Annotated in this window: 19 protein-coding genes and 1 riboswitch; of the genes, 3 read left to right on the forward strand and 16 right to left on the reverse strand. The window is 38.6% G+C overall.

Annotation, left to right across the window (positions count from 1 at the left end; translation table 11 throughout):
* Positions 1-476: 476 nt before the first annotated feature.
* The 12 genes from ACE199_RS03700 to ACE199_RS03755 all read right to left on the reverse strand — a co-directional run bounded on the left by ACE199_RS03700 (position 477) and on the right by ACE199_RS03755 (position 12,809).
* Complete coding sequence (locus tag ACE199_RS03700; RefSeq protein ID WP_375348634.1) at positions 477-1,076, reverse strand: nitroreductase family protein; 600 nt, start codon at positions 1,074-1,076, stop codon at positions 477-479.
* A gap of 231 nt (positions 1,077-1,307) precedes the next feature.
* On the reverse strand, positions 1,308-1,901 hold the full coding sequence (locus ACE199_RS03705; protein WP_375348635.1) for an NADPH-dependent FMN reductase: 594 nt from the start codon (positions 1,899-1,901) through the stop codon (positions 1,308-1,310).
* Positions 1,902-1,918: 17 nt separating this feature from the next.
* Positions 1,919-2,902: a ring-cleaving dioxygenase gene (locus ACE199_RS03710; RefSeq protein ID WP_127761011.1), complete on the reverse strand. Its 984-nt coding sequence runs from the start codon at positions 2,900-2,902 to the stop codon at positions 1,919-1,921.
* A 159-nt stretch (positions 2,903-3,061) separates the two neighbouring features.
* Positions 3,062-3,589 carry a YceI family protein gene (locus ACE199_RS03715; RefSeq protein ID WP_127761012.1) on the reverse strand — a complete coding sequence of 176 codons (528 nt, stop codon included), beginning with the start codon at positions 3,587-3,589 and terminating at the stop codon, positions 3,062-3,064.
* 366 nt (positions 3,590-3,955) lie between these two features.
* Entirely contained in the window at positions 3,956-4,912 is a 957-nt protein-coding gene (locus ACE199_RS03720; protein ID WP_375348636.1) for a 3-hydroxyacyl-CoA dehydrogenase family protein, read from the reverse strand.
* Positions 4,913-6,032: 1,120 nt separating this feature from the next.
* Positions 6,033-6,311: a YokU family protein gene (locus ACE199_RS03725; RefSeq protein WP_375348637.1), complete on the reverse strand. Its 279-nt coding sequence runs from the start codon at positions 6,309-6,311 to the stop codon at positions 6,033-6,035.
* Positions 6,312-7,709 (reverse strand): lysine 2,3-aminomutase, encoded by a 1,398-nt coding sequence (gene kamA / locus ACE199_RS03730; protein ID WP_375348638.1) that lies wholly within the window; start codon positions 7,707-7,709, stop codon positions 6,312-6,314. It abuts the gene before it with no gap.
* 73 nt (positions 7,710-7,782) lie between these two features.
* Entirely contained in the window at positions 7,783-9,168 is a 1,386-nt protein-coding gene (locus ACE199_RS03735) for a sigma-54 interaction domain-containing protein (RefSeq protein WP_375348639.1), read from the reverse strand.
* An 83-nt stretch (positions 9,169-9,251) separates the two neighbouring features.
* On the reverse strand, positions 9,252-10,100 hold the full coding sequence (gene ablB, locus ACE199_RS03740; protein ID WP_375348640.1) for a putative beta-lysine N-acetyltransferase: 849 nt from the start codon (positions 10,098-10,100) through the stop codon (positions 9,252-9,254).
* 74 nt (positions 10,101-10,174) lie between these two features.
* Positions 10,175-11,449: a peptidase gene (locus ACE199_RS03745; protein ID WP_375348641.1), complete on the reverse strand. Its 1,275-nt coding sequence runs from the start codon at positions 11,447-11,449 to the stop codon at positions 10,175-10,177.
* 14 nt (positions 11,450-11,463) lie between these two features.
* Positions 11,464-12,129: a 3-oxoacid CoA-transferase subunit B gene (locus tag ACE199_RS03750; protein ID WP_375348642.1), complete on the reverse strand. Its 666-nt coding sequence runs from the start codon at positions 12,127-12,129 to the stop codon at positions 11,464-11,466.
* Positions 12,096-12,809 carry a CoA transferase subunit A gene (locus ACE199_RS03755; protein ID WP_375348643.1) on the reverse strand — a complete coding sequence of 238 codons (714 nt, stop codon included), beginning with the start codon at positions 12,807-12,809 and terminating at the stop codon, positions 12,096-12,098. The genes ACE199_RS03750 and ACE199_RS03755 overlap by 34 nt, the downstream gene beginning before the upstream one ends.
* A 409-nt stretch (positions 12,810-13,218) precedes the next feature.
* Positions 13,219-13,329, forward strand: a riboswitch (TPP riboswitch).
* Between the two features lie 92 nt (positions 13,330-13,421).
* Here ACE199_RS03755 and thiM point away from each other — a divergent pair.
* From thiM to thiD, 3 genes are read left to right on the forward strand one after another with little or no spacing between them, the layout of a single operon-like run.
* Positions 13,422-14,240: a hydroxyethylthiazole kinase gene (gene thiM / locus ACE199_RS03760; RefSeq protein ID WP_375348644.1), complete on the forward strand. Its 819-nt coding sequence runs from the start codon at positions 13,422-13,424 to the stop codon at positions 14,238-14,240.
* A complete protein-coding gene (gene thiE / locus ACE199_RS03765) occupies positions 14,227-14,877 on the forward strand; it encodes a thiamine phosphate synthase (RefSeq protein ID WP_375348645.1) in 651 nt (216 codons plus the stop codon). The genes thiM and thiE overlap by 14 nt, the downstream gene beginning before the upstream one ends.
* Before the next feature lie 16 nt (positions 14,878-14,893).
* Entirely contained in the window at positions 14,894-15,682 is a 789-nt protein-coding gene (thiD, locus tag ACE199_RS03770; RefSeq protein ID WP_375348646.1) for a bifunctional hydroxymethylpyrimidine kinase/phosphomethylpyrimidine kinase, read from the forward strand.
* A gap of 66 nt (positions 15,683-15,748) precedes the next feature.
* On the opposite strand, the gene ACE199_RS03775 is transcribed toward thiD, so the two are convergent.
* The 4 genes from ACE199_RS03775 to ACE199_RS03790 all read right to left on the reverse strand — a co-directional run bounded on the left by ACE199_RS03775 (position 15,749) and on the right by ACE199_RS03790 (position 21,232).
* The gene (locus ACE199_RS03775) at positions 15,749-17,176 is read right to left on the reverse strand and encodes an MFS transporter (protein ID WP_375348647.1); all 1,428 of its coding nucleotides are present in this window, start codon (positions 17,174-17,176) and stop codon (positions 15,749-15,751) included.
* A 143-nt stretch (positions 17,177-17,319) separates the two neighbouring features.
* Positions 17,320-18,798 (reverse strand): aldehyde dehydrogenase family protein, encoded by a 1,479-nt coding sequence (locus tag ACE199_RS03780; RefSeq protein WP_375348648.1) that lies wholly within the window; start codon positions 18,796-18,798, stop codon positions 17,320-17,322.
* Between the two features lie 78 nt (positions 18,799-18,876).
* Positions 18,877-20,013, reverse strand: coding sequence for an acyl-CoA dehydrogenase family protein (locus ACE199_RS03785; protein ID WP_375348649.1), 1,137 nt, complete (start codon positions 20,011-20,013; stop codon positions 18,877-18,879).
* Positions 20,014-20,035: 22 nt separating this feature from the next.
* Positions 20,036-21,232 carry an acyl-CoA dehydrogenase family protein gene (locus ACE199_RS03790; protein WP_375348650.1) on the reverse strand — a complete coding sequence of 399 codons (1,197 nt, stop codon included), beginning with the start codon at positions 21,230-21,232 and terminating at the stop codon, positions 20,036-20,038.
* Positions 21,233-21,241: the final 9 nt, after the last annotated feature.

Consider the following 21,241-nt stretch of genomic DNA (forward strand, 5'->3'; position numbering starts at 1 on the left):
TAGGAGAAGAAATGCGACTTTACTTTAGATGAAGTGTCTACTGAATAATCATCGCTCCTATATCATACACACATAATTTATATGAGATTAAAATAATTCAATCACACCCTTGAAAACAACCCTTATCCATCAAAGTTTATATAATCATGCATGAACAAAGAAAAGAATGGCGAAAAACTAATGTTGATTTCCCGCCATTTTTTATACATATTGAACTTTTGCCAGCGCCGTAAAATACCCTACTGGCAATACTGTTTAACAATTAAATTAAGAAACCCAGGGTATTCTAAATTATACTAGATAAAAAGATGACTCAATATTCAAAACCGAATATGAGTCATCTTTTTTGATGAGTTATTTTATTGAAATGAAAAATAACCGTCAGTTTTTCAGTGACCTCGAAACCCTCACAGACTTTTAAATCTTTTGAGTAAATCTAAGGGAGAGACTATTAGGCGTCTTTCTTCCTGTTCACCTTATTTATAGAATTTAACACGATCTTCAAGTGGTTGGAATTCTTTTTCACCTGGTGGAGAATTTGGATTACCAAATGGCATTTGGGCAATTAATTTATATTCCCCAGGGATATTCCATTCCTTTTTTACTTCTTCATCAATTAGCGGATTATAATGTTGTAAAGACGCTCCTAATCCTTCTGCTTCCAATGCTGTCCATACAACTAACTGGTGCATACCTGATGCTTGGTTTGACCAGATTGGGAAATTGTCAGCATATGTAACGAATTGTTCTTGAAGAGATTTAACTACTGCTTCATCTTCAAAGAATAATACTGTTCCGTATCCAGCTTTAAAGGAATCCATTTTTTGCTGAGTGGCTGTGAAATCGGCTTCTCCGACTACTTTTCTTAACGTTTCAGTCGTAATGTCCCATAATTTATCATGCGCTTCTCCTGTTAATACAACAAGACGTGCAGTTTGGGAGTTGAAAGCAGATGGAGTATATTTTACAGCAAATTCAACAATTTCTTTAATTCTTTCATCAGATACTTGTACCTCTTTATTGATTCCATAGTAAGAACGTCTTTCTTTCAATGCAGTGTAAAAATCTTTCGTCATAATATTTATTCCTCCTAAAAGCCCATTTCAATACACGACCTATTATCTTCGTCATTTGAAATCCATATTCATTGCTAAGCAACATTTGTTAAATCTTTTGAATCCTTTTGAAAAATCAATCGACCTACTGAAATTAACTTGATAACGTTTTGCTCAAACTTCATATTTATTTTTTAATTACAACATGTGCCTGGCACATGTTGTAATTTATAGTGATTTACTTCTGTATCATTAGCGAATTGTGAATAATGCTTTTGACCAAGGAATTAATTGATCTAACATTTGATTTACTGAATCTTCTTGAACTGCTTTTGGTTTAAAGTCCGTACCGTTTTCAAAATCAGTGAATAAAGATAATGCTGGATGTACGCGAACATCTGCAACTAACAATTCACCTAAAATACCACGTAAGTGTTCTGCCGCACGAGCACCACCTACTGAACCGTAAGATACAATGCCCGCCGCTTTGTTGTTCCACTCTTCACGTAAATAATCTAATGCATTTTTAAGTGCCCCTGTAATTGAGTGGTTATATTCTTGAACGATGAATACGAAGCCGTCTTGGGCTGCGATAATTTCAGACCATGCTGCTGCGCCTGAAGTATCTCCGCCTTCTTCACCTAGTAATGGTAATTTGTAATCTGCAATATCAATAATTGTGTAGTTTGCGTCATCGCGTTTGTCAGCTAATTCTTTTACCCATGCACCAACTTGTGGACTTACACGCCCTTCACGTGTAGATCCTAAAATAATACCAATGTTTAATTTTGTCATTGTTTCTTCCTCCTTTTGTCCAGCTCCAAATAATTTATTTAAAAATCCCATTCTATTGTTTCACCCCCTTACAAGTATTCTTTTTCAATCGTCAGCGTACTCCGTACAGTATCGATTGGTCTCACTATTTTTTCGATTTGTTCACGTTTTGGTTCAAAGAATGGCGGTAAAGATAATTTTTCACCAAGTGTTTCGTATCGTTCATCCTCCATAAATCCAGGACCATCCGTTGCCAATTCAAATAAGATGGAAGGGGCAACATTTGTATATAAAGATCCAAAATAATAACGCTCTACATAACCTGAGTTTCGTAATTGGAATTCATGTAAACGTTGTTGCCATGCATCTAAATCTGTACGTTCATCCACTCGGAATGCTGTATGATGAACTGTACCAAAGCCTTGTCGAGCCTGCGGAAGAATTGTATTATATTCGACGATTACTTGTGCACCGTTTCCGCCTTCCCCCATCTCAAATAAGTGGAATGAACCTTCCCCGGCAACTTCTCTCATGAAGAACACTTTCTCCAGCACTTCTTTAAAATAATCATAATAAGAGGTACGAACGAAAATTGGTCCTAACCCTGTAATCGCATATTCTAACGGAATCGGTCCTTTTTGCCATGGTGTTCCAGAAGCGACACCTTGATTATGTTCATCTGAAATGAGTTGATACTGTTGATCATCAAAATCAACAAAAGATAATGTCTTCTTACCAAATTGCTCTTTAATGCCCGTATGTTTTACTTCGTATTTATCAAAACGTTTTACCCAATAATCTAATGCTGCATCAGTTGGTACACGAAAAGACGTTTTTGAAATTTCGTTCGTGCCATGTACCCCTTTCGGAATGCCAGGAAAATCGAAGAATGTCATATCTGTTCCTGGACTACCAACATCATCTGTGAAATATAAGTGATATGTTTTGATATCATCTTGGTTCACCGTTTTCTTTACTAAACGCATGCCTAATACATAAGTAAAAAATTCATAAATCCTTTCTGCACTGCTTGTAATTGCTGTTACGTGATGAAGTCCTTTTAATTCGTTCATTTTTATTCCTCCGTTTTACCAATATCTCGAATTCAAGATATACACGTAAAAATTAACTTCTTGTCGCTATGTGACCCATTCGTTTTAATAAACCAATTCGGACACTAATGAAAATGTACGAATTGGTTTATTATTAGCATAATATTTTATAGCCTAAAATTATGCTGCTGGGTTGATTTCTAATTCAACTTTGATTCTGATGTCTTTCCCTACAAGTACGCCACCTGTTTCAAGTGCTGCATTCCAAGTAAGATCGAACTCTTCACGGTTAATTTTAGCTGTTGCTTCAAATCCGTACACTTCTACTCCCCATGGGTTCGTACCTTTACCGCCAAATTCAACATCAAAAGTTACTGGTTTTGTTACGCCTTTAATAGTTAAGTCACCAGTTACTTTGTAATCATCTCCAGCTTTTGTAATGTTTGTTGATTTAAAATCAATTGTTGGATATGTTTCTACATCAAAAAAGTCTGCCGATTTTAAGTGGTTATCACGATCTTCGCTGCGTGTGTTGATGCTTGCAACGTCAAATTTGAATGCAATTGAAGCTGTAGTTAAATCTGCTAAATCTGCAGCTTCTACGTCTGCTGTATAAGAATCGAATTGTCCTTTTACCTTTGATACCATCATATGTTTTACTTCAAACCCTACGCTTGAGTGTGATTGATCTACTGTCCATTTTGCCATTTTAAAATTCCTCCATTTTTTATCTCGAAACTGAGATATATATTTAAAAAAATTTAAAAGCTGTACATTCCATCATTTTTAAATAAATTATTACGAAATCAATTATCTCTAACTTGAGATAAATTTAACATACATCAATTCGTATTGTCAATACTTTACGACACAATATTTAATCAATTACATTCTGCTATAAAAAATATTCCATAACGTACAAAAAGACCTGCCTTGAAATTTTATTGAGACAGGTTTTTTGCAATGAGAAGTATACTTTCTTTTAAATTCATACACACCATCAGGTTTATCCTATTCTTAACGGGCAATAAGACCCCACTGATGGAAGTTTCACTTTATCATTTCTTTTAAACTTTATGCTTTAGTCTGTTGTAGAAGGGCCTCAAGCTTCATTTTTCCAAGTTTAATAAAATTACGGTCTCTTTCATTAAGCTTTTGGGAAACGAGCATATCATCATATTGATAAATGCCTTCCCCTGATTTTGTTCCTAGCTTTCCTTGTTCAACCAACTCTCGAATGATTTCAGGGGCTTCCACACTTTGATTTAAATCAGGAGCTACATTTTCAAACACTCGCTGCCACGTATCCAGTCCGCCAAAGTCTGCAATTTCAATCGGCCCTGTAAACGCCCAACGAAACCCTGGTCCATCTGTTATTGCTGTATCGATATCCCGTGCACTGGCTACACCTTCTTTTAACAAATAAAATGCTTCGCGCATTAAGGCTGTCTGCAAACGATTAGCAATAAAGCCGGAAATTTCTTTCTTTAGAAGAATTGGCGATTTACCAATCTTGCTAATAAGATCCAGTGTCTCATCAACAATCGTCTCTTTTGTTTGAGGATGCTTCACAATTTCAACTAACGGGACTAAATGGCCAGGATTAAAGAAATGCGTAATCACCATTCGATCTGCAAAAGAAGCCTTTTCCATTAAACGTGAGATTGGAAACGTGGATGTATTGGAAGCCACGATGGCATCCGCCTTCATTATTCGTTCCAATTTTTCATAAAGCTCCCACTTCCACTCAATGACTTCCGGAATAGCTTCAATGATAAAATCAGCTTCCTTAACAGCTTCTTCTAAATCTGTAGTATAGTAAATATTCGCTAAATCAGATTGCTTTTGTTCCTCATCTAGTCCTACTTCTTCCACAGTTAGTGACAAATTTTCCGAAATCCGATTTTTTGATTTTTGTAACAACTCTTCATTTAAATCATTTATCGTGACAGAATAACCACTAGCTGCAAAAGATTGGGCAATGCTGCTCCCCATTACCCCCGAACCAATAATGGCAATATTTTTAATCATTTTTTTACTTTCCTCCCTAGGTCTTTTCCTTCTAAGACGATTGCTTTGCTTATTTCTACTTTTTTCATATGTAACCGCCAATACATTTTGACTGGCTGTTTTTCAATTAGGGTTAAGGTTTCTTTTAATAGAACGTTCTATAGGTTCTATTAACATATATCCCCCTAAATATTGTAATATATTAAATTTTACCATATTAAGGCGATTCTTGTGCAAAAATTTAGAATAAATTCAAGTAATCTTCCAAACTCAAACATACTGATACTAGTACTCTAAAAAGGGCGTGATTAGTATGGAAAGGGAAAACCTATTCGAATTTTTCTAAGTGATTATTTATCATTTCCCGACAGAAGACTCCCACTTCAAGGATTGTGAAGGGTGTAGCCCAATGAGTAAGTGGGGGATGAATGTCGGTTGGCTTTAGACAAAATGGTTGAAAAGAACGAACATATGTGCTATTCTATACTTGTAAGTTGTTCTTTGAAAACTGAAGATATGGGTTCTAGCAGGAAAAACGTCTGCTAGGTAAAATCTTCAACGTTCTAATCGCCCACACTCATCGAAGTAGCGAAAACCAAGCAGAGTAGGGAGTGTGGTGAGTCAACGTACAAGATATTTTTGCTTTCACCGTAGGGACTACGGGTAGAGCCTACTCCATAACTAGTGGATACACTGGTGTTCGTAGGAATCCCCCACTTCAAGCGTTAGCTAAGTGGTGGGTAGTTCAATGTATTCACATATTTTCCTCCTGAGTAAGAAACATCAGGGATTAGTTTGTTTTTTGCTGCCACTATTTATACAAGGAGCAGTTCCTAAATTCTTAAAGAGCTCGCAACTTAACACAAAAAGGATGCAACAACAACTCCTATTTTAAATATAAAACTTCACAATTTCTTCTAAACGTTAACCTAGAATTTTCTTTAAAGGCATTGCTCCACAATCTGGCTTTTGAATAAAAAAACATGACTGAATTCTATATATCTGAATGGGTTACTATTATTAGCCGTTACAATTCCTCTTTTTAATTAACCATTCATTCCCCAAAAAATTCAGGCCATAAAAAAACATATATCCCCATTTCACACAGGAATATATGTTTTTAACCTTCTATTCTCTTCTTCTACGAAAAATCAAAATAATTCCGCTTCAACAACCTCTTCATCTTCAATAAGTCTTCATATTTCGTCTGTTTCCCTAACTGCTTCGTATCAATTAAAAACAATTGATCTTCAATTTCCTTTACCGTTTCATCGCTTTGGAACAACGCCTGACAGTGGCCGCAAAGAACGGACGGTGTTTCCGTAATTTCGACCGCTCGTGTTCCATCCGGCAATTCCCAGTAAACCGTATCTGTGACAGAGGAAAGAGTACCTTCTTCACACCAAGGACAAGTTTCCATTTACTTCTCCCCTTTGTTCTTTTTTTGCTGTGCTTGGAATTTCTTTTCTTTTAATTGATCACGCTTTTCGCGTTGGTCTTTGAGGGACGTATGTGCTGGGTTTGTTTCGTATGCTTCACGACGATCCAGACGTTTTAATCCTTTTGGAACTAAGTTAAATTCGGTATCATTCATCAATCCTGAAATGCCAATATCCGAACGCTTCTCCTCTGCATTTGGATAAACACCTTTAAAATAATCATCGGCAAGACCTGGGGTATAGTTCTCTGGCTCAGGGTACGTCGTAATCACACCTTCAAAATTTCGTAGAACCGTTTTTGTAGGAGATTGTGAAAGAATATAATTTGGCTGTAACGTAATTTTCCCGCCGCCTCCAGGAGCGTCAACCACGAAAGTCGGAACAGCATAACCAGAAGTGTGCCCGCGCAATCCCTCAATAATTTCAATACCTTTAGAAATCGGTGCACGGAAATGGCCGATTCCTTCTGATAAATCACATTGATAAATATAGTAAGGGCGAACGCGGATTTTCACTAAATCGTGCATCAACTTTTTCATAATCGCCACACTGTCATTAATGCCTGCTAAAATAACGGCTTGATTGCCAACCGGTACTCCGGCATTTGCCAGCATTTCACAGGCTAGCTTCGATTCCTCCGTAATTTCAATTGACGTATTAAAATGAGTATTCAACCAAACAGGATGATATTTCTTTAAAATATTACATAAATTCTCCGTAATTCGTTGTGGAAAAACAACCGGTGCACGCGTACCGATACGAATAATTTCAACGTGAGGAATATCGCGCAAATTTTTCAAAATGTATTCAAGGATTGTGTCATTAATAAGCAGTCCATCTCCACCTGATAAAAGAACATCGCGAACAGCCGGTATGTCACGGATATATTGAATGGCCGCATCTAACTGCTTCTTCGGCACTCCCATCCCAATTTGGCCGGAGAAACGTCTTCTTGTGCAATAGCGGCAATACATCGAGCATTGATTCGTTACTAAAAACAATACGCGATCTGGATAACGATGAGTCAGTCCCGCTACGGGCGAATCTTCATCTTCATGAAGTGGATCTTCCATATCATATTTTGTTTTATGCATTTCTGCTGAAATCGGCACGGATTGCATGCGAATTGGACAACGCGAATCGTCAGGATTCATTAAAGATGCATAATATGGCGTAATATTAAGCGGAATCGTCTTTGTAGAAATCCGTACTCCTTCTTCCTCATCCGGTGTCAAATGAACGACCTTCTTTAAATCATCAACGGTTCTAATTGTATTCGTTAACTGCCAGAGCCAGTTATTCCATTGCTCGTCAGTGACATCTTTCCATAGTTCAATATCCTTCCAATGACGCTTTGGCTTATATAAGTCATGTAACATGCTCATTCCCCCCGAAGTGTTGATACTGATAGTAAATGCAAGAAGCATGCCCAAATGACCAAAAAACCCAGAATCATTTTGATCTGGGTTCAGAAACATTCCTATATTTTTGTATTTTATATTGAAGTGTTTGACGAGGCACGTTGAGAAGCTTGGATGCTTGCAGCACATTCCCATTCGTTTGCAGCAACGCTTCTGTAATGAGCTTTGACTCCGTTTCCTTTAACGCTTCTCGCAATGGAAGTAACTTCGCCGCTTCAGGGGAATGATTTTGTAAAAAGAGCGGGACATCTGCAATCGTCAGCTCTTTCGTCTCAGCTGTATTAATCATATATTCAATTGCATGCTTTAACTCGCGTACATTTCCAGGCCAGTGATAGTGCAATAACAGATCACGTACGTCATTGCTTATTCCTTCAATATGGCGACGGAGCTTTCGATTAAACTCCTCGATAAAGTGCTCACTAAGAAGAACAATATCTTCCGGGCGCTTTCTTAATGGCGGTAGTTCATAGCTTAATATATTTAGGCGGTAATATAAATCCGGTCGCAGCTGACTCGCTTCAATGGCCTTCTTTGGTGGAACATTCATGGCTGCAATTACACGTACATCCACAACCGTGCTTTTCGTACCTCCAATTCTCCGAACAACCCCATCTTCTAATACGCGCAATAGCTTAGCTTGTAATTCGATTGGCATCGACTGAAGCTCATCTAAAAATAACGTTCCTCCATTCGCTAATTCAAATAAACCTTGTCGTTCAACAGCTCCTGTATAGCTTCCTTTCGCTGTACCGAATAATAAAGATTCCAGCAGCGATTCTGGGAGTGCGGCACAATTTTGTGCGATAAATGGTGACGTTCTTCGAGGCGAAGCATGATGAATGCTTTGAACAAACAGCTCCTTCCCAACCCCGCTTTCGCCATACACCAATATGGATGAGGAAGATTGTGCCGCTTTTTTTCCTTGCGAAATAATTTGTTGAAAATCAGGATTATTCGTTAATAAATCGGAAAATGTGTATACCGTACTATTCGCTTGTGCTTTCTTGGGCTTTCCTGCTGCTTGAATATCTATTAATCGCTGTGATAGCTCCTTTAAACTTGAATAGTCTTTCGCAATTTCAACGGCACCAATAAGCATATCATCGACATAAATAGGTAATGTCGAGCTAACCGTTTCAATTTTTTTACCATGAATATTCATATAAGACTGCTCTTTGTGATAAATTGGTTTTCCTGTTTGAATCACCTGAAGTAACGTAGAAGATTTTTCCGTTAACGATGGAAAGACTTGCAGTAATGGAACGTTCAGTACTTCAGAAACTTTCATTCCATCATTCGCTGCAGCGACTTCATTATAAAAAATGGTATTCCCTTCTAAATCAATTACATGAATACCTTCATCAATACTTGCCAAAATGGCTTCTAAAATTTTTTCTGAATAAGATGCTGACAAGGTCCCCCTCCTTCATACGTTCTTACTAGATATATATGAAGAAATGCTGAAAACTTGTCAAAAAGCTGCCGATATTTCAGCACTCAAACAATGGACTTTACCCACATATTCATGTCCTCCAGCTTGTCAAAAATATAACAGTTATTCGCAAGGCGCCCGCGGTATTCATAGCCTTGTTGATGAAGCGCAGCATTCATCCCAAATGAAAGCGCTCTAGCAATCGAATATACGCAATATATTTCCTGGGCAAGTAACTCTTCTTCTAATTTGACAATCAAATGCTTCATCAAGCCAAACTGCCGATGTTCGGGCAATGTCGCACAGTCGGTAATTTCCGCATTATGATAAAAACGGTTTATTTCAGCCGAAGCAGCACTTATAATTTTCTCTTCATACGTATACACATAAAAAACGGTATCGCCTTTTATACATTTTTGAATATATTCCGGATCATTCATCGGCGTTGGATACACTTCAAATACCGCCCGATACAGCTCAGCAAGCATCACAGCATCGGCTACGGTCGCCTTCCGTACTTCATATCCTCTCGGAGGGCTTGATAATGTGACATGCTTGGGTAACGCTGCTACATTTTGAATGATTTCATCTTCTTTTATCCAATGTTCATTCACTCTTCTCTCGGCGGAAAAGTATTTCACAAGAAAATGACAATCGCTGCCAAGATAAAACTTATCAATCATTGCTTCATATACAAAACCATGCATCATTAAGTCGATTATATTTTCCTTACGTATCTTAAAAATCAGTTTTTCGGCAGAAATCTCAGCTACTGCAAGAAGAGCTTCCTCTACACAGCTAGCGAAATGACCAAGGTAGTCTTCTACACGCACCCGCTTATTAAACCGATCCATTGTCAAAGTAATGGAATAGCCCCGTTTCTGGATTTTTTTTTCGAATATATCTAGATTCATGATTGTTTCCTCTTTTCCTATCAAAAGCTTCTCTTTCACTAAAGAATCAAATTCTCATAACCTCTGCTATATCATTACACATTTTCTGCAACTTCGCACCACTCTAGAATGGTGAGCGCAATAATTTCAGCGGCGGCCATCATTTTATCGACTTCAATATATTCATTCGTATCATGCGCCAGCTTCGTTTCTCCTGGTCCAAACACTAACGTCGGAATGTTTCCTACTGTTGATAAATACCCGCCATCGGTTCCCCATGGTGATGCTTCAATAATCGGCTCCACTCCTTGCACGTTCTGAAAAGCATAAGCAACCGTTTTTAAAAGGGCATGCTCTAGGTCCATACTTCCCGGAAGCCACCTCGCTCCAAACCATTCGATTTCTATTGGCTTTGTGCGAAACCAAGAATCTGTTTGATTGAGCCTTTCAATCATCGTCTCCAGTGAGTTTTTCGCTTCCTCCATCGTTTCCGTTGGGGCGATGCCAAATCGTCCTTCGACAATAGCTGTCTCTGGAACGGAAGATGGCCAATTCCCACTTTCCATTTTTCCAACATTAATGGGAATCGGAATCGGTATTTTTTGATAAAGAGGATGCTGCTTCCATTGCTGATTGCGTTCATTCTCTAGCTCTTTAATCTCATGTAAAACATTCGTCATAAGATCAATCGAACTCTCCCCTTCATACCTTGTACCGCCATGGGCAGACTTTCCTTTCACAATGAGTCGAAACCACATCGATCCTTGTTGAACAGGAAACAACTTTAAATTGGTAGGCTCTGGGATAATGGCTCCATCTGCCTTATACCCTCGTAAAATCGCTGCTAATGTACCAGCACCTCCACTTTCTTCTTCAATCACACTTTGAAATATAAGATCACCCTTTAACGGAATATCTAAAGCCGTAATTGCCTCAATAGCTAATAATAAAGCAACATTTCCACCTTTCATATCAGTCGTTCCTCGCCCGTATACTTTGTTTTCTCTTAAAATCCCGCTATACGGATCGTCATCCCAACGCGCATGATCTCCTTCTGGAACAACATCAATATGACCATTTAAAATCAGAGATTTGCCACCGCCTCTGCCCTTTTTAACAGCAACAAGATTTGGATTTCCTTGAAAATTATGACGATCACAATAAAAATGGTGATGACTGCGTAACGTTTCATCACCAATTTCCCATAAATCTATAGCTAAGCCCAATTCACGGCATTTTTCAACAACGATGGCTTGGGCACCTTCTTCCTGATAACGTTTACTAGGCTCTTGAACAAGCTTTTGTAATAGTTGAATCCCATTTTTTCGATGCTCTTGTAACCATGTTGAGATTTGCTGCTGATAGGCCATTTACATCACACTCCTTATTTTTGTAGGATACGGAGCTGTTCGGCAACATCAAATGAGGCTTCTGTTCGCTTTCGTACTTCCTCTACGGTATATGGTTCATACAAATCAGTTAAGATTAATCCTGTGTCCCTTACCGAAAAAACCCCTAAATCGGTAATGACCATATGGACACATCTTTTTGCCGTTAACGGTAACGTGCATGTTTTAAGTAATTTCGATTGACCGTTTTTATCCGTATGATTCATCAATACAATCACTTTGTTCGCTTTTGCTGCGAGTTCCATCGCGCCCCCCATCCCTGGAACCCTTTTCCCCGGAACAATCCAATTCGCTAAATCACCTGCCTCACTTACTTGCAGCGCCCCTAAAATCGTTACATCAACAAGTCCGCGTCGAATCATTCCAAATGCAACAGCACTATCACAATAAGATGCCCCGCTTTTCACCGTAATCGGATAACCTCCAGCGTTACATAAATGCTCATCCGCCTCTTCATACGGCGGGGAATGGCTGATTCCAACAATTCCATTCTCTGCATGAAACATAACGTTATGACTTTTGGGCAAATAATCTGGAACGAGTGATGGAATGCCAATCCCTAAATTGACAAGCATACCATCAGAAATTTCCTCAGCAGCACGTTTGGCTAATGTTTGTCGAATACCATCTCCCATGCCCATTTCCAATCCACTCCTTTCGATGGAACGATATAATCAACAAATGCCCCCGGAGTCACAATATGATCTGGATTTAAAGCACCAAGCGGTACAATTTCATCTACTTCAACAATCGTGATGGCTCCTGCCATTGCAATAAGAGGATTCGTATTGCGGGCACTTTTATCAAACACTAAATTGCCATACGGGTCACATCGTTTCGCATACACAATTGCAATTTCAGCCGTTAATGCGGGTTCAACAAGATACTTCTTGTTATCTAGTGCTACTACTTGTTTCCCTTGATTAACAAATTCTGCATCTAATCCGATATCTGTTAACACCCCGCCAAGCCCCATCCCCCCTGCTCTAATTCGTTCAACAAGCGTGCCTTGCGGCGAAAACTCAATCTCTAGTTCACCATTCTGCATAAATGCACCGGCGTTTGGATTCGAGCCAATATGAGATACTATCATTTTGCATGCCCTTTTTGCCGTCACAATTTTTCCTATTCCGATATTCGGAAATCCTGCATCATTGCCGATAAGAAGTAAGTTTTGAACGTTTGTTTCTAAAATCAAATTTACTAGCCCTGGCGGCGTGCCGACCCCGCCAAATCCACCGAATAAAATGGATTGATTATCTTTAAATAACGGCTTAACTTGATCATATGTACAAATTTTCCCGAACGTATTTTCTACCATCACATCACCCCTATTAGAATATGAGCCTACTACTGAAAAAATCCTAATACTTTAACAGATTTTTTCCCTCACACTTAACGGGCAGTAAGACCCCCACCTCAAGCGTATGGGAAAACAAAGAAGATAGGCGGGGGACGACTGCCCTCATCTAGCTACGACTCCTAGCCCCTCGAGGTCATAAGATGAAATGCTTGTCTAAACTGAACAGTCGCCTCGCTTTTGTAGTAAAGATTCGATTGGTCAACTAACCATCCGTGATCGATGAAGGAACCCCTCACTTTATTAAACAATATTATTGATAACGTAATTTTGGCTCACACATCTTTCAGAAAAGATGCATAGAGAAAAACTTAATTTAATGAAAGAAGAGTACTCTATATCAAGAAATATGCTAAAATAATAGATAGAATGTAAATAGTAGGGGAGCTTGCACATGTGGGCTGAGAGTAAGCGAAATGTAGCTTTAACCCTTTAACCTGATTTGGATAATGCCAACGTAGGGAATCGAATGTCATAAATGATAGTCTATGAATGCGATGCACCTTTTTGGTATATCGCATTTTTTCATTTCAATTAGTTAGTAGATAAATCAACCAACGGAGGAGTATCTATATGTTTGAAAATATTTTAGAAAATGTAGCTATGCAAACACCTTTAGTACATAATATTACCAATTATGTAACGGTCAACGATGTGGCTAATATTGTCTTGGCCTGCGGCGGATCTCCTATTATGGCAGATGATTTAACCGAAGTAGAGGAAATTACGAGTATTTGCAGCAGTCTCGTCCTTAATATTGGTACGCTCAATGCACGAACCATTCTCTCGATGATTAAAGCAGGGAAAAAAGCAAATGAACTCGGTCTTCCTGTTATTTTAGACCCTGTCGGTGCTGGTGCTTCTAAACTAAGAACAAATATGACGTTTAAACTACTAGAAGAAGTGAAGTTTTCCGTTATTAGAGGCAATATTTCTGAAATTAAAACGATTTACGCAGGAAGTGGATTAACAAAAGGTGTCGATGCGGCTGAAAGTATTGAAGATGAAAATATAAATGAAATTATTCAACTTACAAAAGATTTAAGCATTGGAACAGGTGCTGTTATTGCTACAACAGGCGCTACCGACCTGGTTGTTCACCACGAAAAAGCGTACATCATTAAAAATGGGCACCCAATGATGTCGAAAATCACCGGATCAGGTTGTATGCTCTCTGCTGTAATCGGTGCTTATTGTGGAGCCAATCCAGAGCAACTAATAGATAGCACAGCCGCAGCTGTCTGTGCAATGGGACTTAGCGGCGAACTTGCTTATCAAAAAACAATAGCTACAGGTGGAGGCACTTCAAGCTTTAGAACGCACTTCATTGATTATGTAAGTAAACTTGATTCTTCTCTATTAAAGGAGGGCATGAAAATTGAAAGTAGATAAACAATCTATGCTTTTGTATGCCGTAACAGATAGAGCTTGGCTTGGAGAACAGTCTTTAGCTGAACAAGTAGAACAAACGATTCAAGGCGGGGCAACATTTATTCAGTTACGTGAAAAGAATCTACCTTATGAGGACTTTTTAAAAGAAGCACAGCAAATAAAAAAAATAACAGACGCTTATAACGTTCCATTTGTCATCAATGATAATGTAGAAGTCGCCATTGCATGCGCTGCTGATGGGATTCACATTGGACAAGACGATATGGATCTATCAACAGCAAGAAATATAATTGGTGATGACAAAATACTTGGTGTATCGGTTCAAACCGTTGAACAAGCCCGTCTAGCTGAAAAAGGTGGAGCAGATTATGTAGGTGTAGGTGCTGTTTTTACGACTTCAACGAAACTCGATGCTACTGCACTACCCTTGCGTACTTTAGAGGCTATTTGTCAAAGTGTTTCCATTCCTGTCGTTGCAATTGGTGGAATTAATGAAAAAAACATTTTACAACTAAGCGGCAGCGGTATTGATGGAGTTGCTGTTGTTTCAGCGATTTTTGCTAAACAAGATATCAAAAAAGCAAGCCAGGAACTGCTTGCTCTCTCAAAGCAAATAGTCAATCACGAAAATAACTAGATTAGAGGGATGGATGATGAAAAAAGTATTAAGTATTGCTGGTTCCGATAGCAGCGGCGGAGCAGGCATTCAAGCTGATATTAAAACGATTACCGCTCACAAAATGTACGCGATGACTGCTATTACAGCGCTTACTGCTCAAAACACAACAGGAGTAGATAGTGTACTCGAGGCAACACCTGAGTTTGTAGGACAACAACTAGACAGCATTATGAACGATATCTTTCCAGACAGTGTGAAAATAGGTATGGTGTCTTCCCCGCACATTATTGAAGTGATTGTCGAAAAACTAAAAGAATACAAACCGAAGCATATTGTTGTCGATCCTGTCATGATTTCAACAAGCGGCAGCCCATTATTAAGTAAGGATGCAATGGATGTTCTTATTACAAAGCTTCTCCCGCTTGCAACTCTGATTACACCAAATATTCCCGAAGCCGAATGTCTATGCGGCGGGATGAAAATTGAAACAAAAGAGGATATGCAAAAAGCCGCTATTCAAATAGCCAAGCATTATCAAGGCAATATCCTTATTAAAGGCGGCCATCTCCTAGATAGTGCCGATGACTTACTGTATAGTAATGGCCAGTTCACCTGGTTTACAGGTGTTAAAATTGAAAATCCTAATACACACGGAACAGGTTGTACTCTTTCTTCCGCCATTGCCTGTAACTTAGCCGATGGACACGATGTCAACATGAGTATTCAGTATGCGAAAGACTATTTAACTGGAGCTCTTCAGGATCAGCTGAATCTTGGAAAAGGAAATGGTCCTCTGAATCATTGTTATCGGCTTTCAAACTAAGATTCTATAACAAACATAGTCAAGTAATAAACCCGATTATAAGCATCGGGTTTATTACTTGTATTATCAACTTATTGTATCTACTTCTTCGAGATTCGTCTCTTTATGTGTTTGCAATGCTCGATTTACTCCTTGGATTCCCTCTACCCTTTTTGGAATGAGTACAAGAAATATGAAAGAAATTGCTGAGAAAACGGCTAGTATAAGTGCCGTAGTAGAAAGAGCGCCTACTGAGTTTCCTCCAGCAGCAAATAACGCAAACATCACTATGGCGAAAGAAGCACCTACACGAGATGCTACATTTTCAATTGTGATATAAGTAAAAGTAATAACTCCAAGACGAGAAGGATCTGCTTTTGACACAATTACATTCCTTATTACAGGTCCAACCATGCCTATAGCCATTCCAATTAAACTCATAGACACAAATAAATATAAAAAGGAGGTATCTTTATTTGCCAAAGTTAGCATCCCTACCCCTGCAACGAGCAAAACAATACTTGACCCGATCATCGAACGAGCAGAAAACTTACTCATCAACCTACCACTTAATAAATTAGCTATTGCCATCGTTAGGAAAAGTGGTAACTCTAACAGCCCTACCATTGTTGAAGACTTCCCTTGCACATTCTGAATAAAGAACGTTAGTAAAAATAAGACGCTGCTGAATGTTACAAACATCAAAATCGCAATCACTGAAGGTACCCAAAAGTGTCGTGTAGTCGCATAATTAATATCTAACAGAGGCTCTTTCTGTCTTTTTTCAATAACAATTAAAAATAAGAAAGCAAGGACAAAAACAATAAAGGATGGCAGCCACATCCAAGAAGAAAAACCATAATTGTTAATGAACGTCGGTATCGTTAAGAGACTTCCCAATATTAAAAACACGAATAATACGCCTAAAAAATCAAAAGAAATTGATTTTTCTCCCTTAGTATTTGGTACACCGATTAAAAATAAAACAACTGCTAACAAACCAAAGAGCGCGCAAACCCAAAAGTTGGAGGACCATCCTAGATTGTCAACAAAGATTCCACTTAATACAGGTCCTAGTATAGCACCTACAACAGAATAAAATCCAAATAAACCAAGTGCCTTTCCACGTTGCTCATCATTAAAATACTTTCCAGCATACGTTACACCGATAGGAACGACAGCAGCTCCTGACACGCCTTTGAAAAAAAGTCCTAAAACCATTACCCAAAAAGCTGGTGCGAGCGCTACCAAGCATGATCCAAATGCCATAAGTGCTGCACCAAGCAGAATCACTTTTTTCTGCCCAAAATAATCTGCTAACCAACCCATTAAAGGTTGAAAACCAGTCAACCCTAAAGCAAAACCTAATTGCATCCAAACCGCATGCCCTGCACCTAAATTAAAGTGTTCTAGCATTTTTGGATAGGCTGGTATATGTGTAGCCTCAGCAAAAACAATTAGTAACGTCCCCAAACATAAAAAGTGAAAGGCTCTTCTAATTAATTTCTCATCCAATATTAGATCACTCCTTGTTTTTAAGCTTAACAGATGTAAGTACAGTTACTGTATCTCACTAATCAAAGCTTTAGGGACAATTGCTGTCTCTTACTCCTCTCTTTCTTGAAATGGCAGTATCCCCCATTAGTCTACTAATGAAATTATGACTCTATCTCAATAACACAAGATTTTTCACGTGTATTTTCTAATATTGAATCCGTACCATAACCACTATCCTTCATCCCACCAAATGGTAACTCAGGTCCTACTCTGCGATACGTATTCACCCAGATGTTTCCTGATTCAAGCTTTCGCATCATACGATGAGCACGATCAAGATTAGTCGTCCAAACTCCCGCTCCAAGACCAAAAGCCGTATCATTTGCTATAGCTATAGCTTCTTCTTCTGTATCAAATGGCATCACAATTGCAACCGGACCAAAGACTTCTTCTTGACATATACGTAAAGAGTTACTATTTACTCGGATTAAAGTAGGTTCAACCCAATATCCATTTGTAAATCGAGGATTATCTGGCAGAAGAGAAGCTCCTCCATGACGACCGCCAAATAGAATTTCCCCTCCTTCCTTTTCTCCAAGTTCTATATAAGAACAAACCGTTTTATATTGTGCTAGATTAGCAACCGGGCCCATCGTGGTTTCTAAATTCAATGGGTCCCCTAACTTAGTATTCTTAGTAATCACGTCTTTCATCATGGTTAACATCTTTTCAAATATTGTCCTTTGAATAAGTATCCTCGATCCTGCGACACAAATTTGACCGGCATTACCAGTAAATATACTATTTGTCGTTATCCCTTCAACTGCTTTTTCTAGATTGGCATCATCAAATACAATATTAGGTGATTTCCCACCAAGCTCCAAAGTCAACGGTTTTGGGGAACGAGCAATAGATTGAGCAATGGCTCTTGCAGTCTTTCCAGAACCAGTTAAACTTACTTTATTCACATCACGGTGACTTACTAACGTCTCACCTACTTCATGTCCCGTTCCTGACACCACATTCAGAACACCTGGTGGGAGAATTTGATTAAGTAATTCACCGTATCGTAAGGAAGAAACAGCAGCAAGTTCTGAAGGTTTAATAATAACCGTATTCCCCGCGGCGAGCGCGTAAGCTGCCTTGATTGTAAAAGTAAAGAGCGGGGCATTCCAAGGAAGAATGCCGACAACTACTCCTAACGGCTCACGAAGTGTATACCCTATACTTGCAGGTCCTAATTGGACTGTTTCCCCTCTACTTCCTACAGCAGTTGCTCCTGCTGCATCATACCAGATGCTTGTTAAACTTGGGATAAGCCCATAACTCGTCTCCCGAATCACCCATCCATTCCCTCTCGTTTCTAACTCAGCTAATTTATTACCATACTGAGCAATTAAATCACCAATACGTCTTAAATACGCTGCGCGCTCCATAGCTGAAATAGAAGACCACGCTGGGAAAGCTTGACGAGCAGCGGCTATCGCTTTTTCTGTATCCTGTTTTGAACTACAGGGAATTTCCGCCCATACCTTACCTGTTGATGGATCAATACTTTCCATTGTTTTTCCCGAAGAAGCAGACACTAGATTTCCATTGATCAAGTTATGAAACTCTCTAATTTCATTTGCTATTTTCAATATTCATCCCCTACCTTATTAAGAATTTTTATAGACTTATTCCCTTATATTTATTCACGGAGGATAATTCTCACACTTTTACCAACCGAGTGCCATGGCTGTTTGTTCATAATAATGCTGGGTATTTCCTAGGTAATTTTCATAATATCTAGCACGCTTTACATATAAATGGCAATCCATTTCTTCTGTAAAGCCAATTCCACCATGTATTTGAATATTGTCCGATGAGGCTCGTATAAATGCTTCTGTTGCAAAAATACGAGCACTAAAAATCGCTTGTACTCGATCTTCAGCACCAGTTTCTAACGCCCAATTTGCGTAGTAAGCTAAAGATCTCGCCGTCTCTAGATCCATCTTCATATCTACTATTTTGTGTTTAATCGCTTGAAATCTGCCAATTGGCTGACCGAACTGCTCACGAATTTTGGCATACTCGGCAGACATTTCAACTACTCGCTCTATTCCACCAACTATTACAGCACAAAGTGCAGCATTAAATGAAAGTAATCCTTCCTGAATAACTTGCCAACCTTCATGAATCGGACCTAGTATTTGACTCTTTGGTATATGAACATCTTGAAATGTAATTTCGGCTAACCAGCGTGTTTCATCTATGTTTTTTTGACTTTGAATCGTCATATTTGTTTCTAAACGATCAACAATGACCAATGAAATACCCTTCTCACCATCACCTTTACTAGTTCGAACAAGAACAATAAAACTATCTGCCATTTCTGCATCTGGAACCAACGTTTTTATGCCGTTTAGTATAAGTACCTCACCATCTTGCTGTGCATTCATTTGAATACTAGATGGCCTGTAGTTTCCCTCTCGTTCTAACCATGCTAAAGAGAAGGTAGAGGCTCCACTTGAAATCTTCGGTAAGTACTTTTCTTTTTGTTCTTCCGTGCCAAACTGTTCTAGTAACGGAACAGCTATAGCATTCGTTTCTAAAAACAATCCTGGCAATAATGCACGACCCATTTCTTCTAGAACAGGAACCAAATCTAATGCTCCAAGTCCCATTCCTTCATACTTTTCCGAAATATTAACGCTGGAACATCCTAATTCTGCTAAACCAGATAAAAGCGATTGATATGAATCTATTTCATATTTTATAAAATCTCTAGCAATCTTCGTTTGTCCAACATCATCTAAATACTTTCGAACATACCCACGAAACATTTCTTGTTCTTGATTTAATGAAAAATCCATCGATTATACACCTCCATTTTGTCTAACGTCCTAAATCTTTTGGTAAACCAAGAATTCTTTCTGCAATCGTATTTTTTTGAACTTCACTTGTTCCACCACCAATTGTCATCCCAAAAGAATAGAGAAAATTATCTTGCCAATACGAGTTAGCCGCCACAGCATCCTCTTTCCATAAAACGCCTTGATGTCCTTGCATAGAAATGGAATGTGCAAACATTTCTTTTGTCAACTCACTAACCAATAATTTATCCATTGAACCTTCTGCTCCTGGATGACCATTTTTTAATGTTTTCGTAAGATTCCGATAATAATTCAGAAGTGAACCGCGCGAACGAGTATATAAGTCCACCATTTTTTTTCGAGTAAAAGGATTTTTCATCAATGGCTGCCCGTCTTCACTTAGTTCCATCGATAGCTTCACAAGATCGTTAAATTGCTGTTCTAAAGTGAACACTTGCCCTCCTATTCCTGTTCGCTCATGCATAAGTAGTGCAATTGTTACTTTCCACCCTTCATCTACTGCTCCTACAATATCGGAATCATAAGCTACTGCATCATTTAAATACACTTCATTAAAATCATGCTGCCCATCCATTTGAATAATCGGTCTAGTTTCTACCCCTGGTTGATTCATATCTAATAGAAACACCGTAATTCCTTTATGCTTCTTCTCCATTCGACTTGTTCGTGCAAGCAGAAAACATCGATCTGCTAAGTGACCAAAACTAGTCCAAACCTTTTGACCATTAATCTTCCAATGATCTCCCACTTTTACAGCACTTGTTTGAATCGCAGCTAAATCTGAACCAGCGTTTGGTTCCGAGTATCCTTGACACCACACTTCTTCTCCCGTTAATATTTTTTGAATATACTTTGATTTTTGTTCTTCTGAACCTATTTGCATAAGAGTTGGTCCAACCATATGAATTCCGACATAATTGACGAGTGGAGGAGCTTTAACTCGTACCATCTCTTGTTGATAAATAATCTCTTCCATTAATGTCGCATCACGACCACCATACTTTTCTGGCCAAGCAATAGCAGCCCAGCCACCTTCATATAGTTTTCTTTGCCAATCTCTTAGAAAATGAGAATATTCAACTTCATCTTTAGGAAGGTTTCTATTTCCAGCTAACCAGCTTTCTGGTAAATTTTTTTCTAGCCATGCCCTCAATTCTTTGCGAAATTCTTCTTCTTTCTTAGTAAAAGAAAAGTCCAAAAAAATCTC

This window comes from Peribacillus sp. Hz7 (genome assembly GCF_042136355.1).
In the GTDB taxonomy this organism is placed as follows: Bacteria; Bacillota; Bacilli; order Bacillales; family DSM-1321; genus Peribacillus; species Peribacillus asahii_A.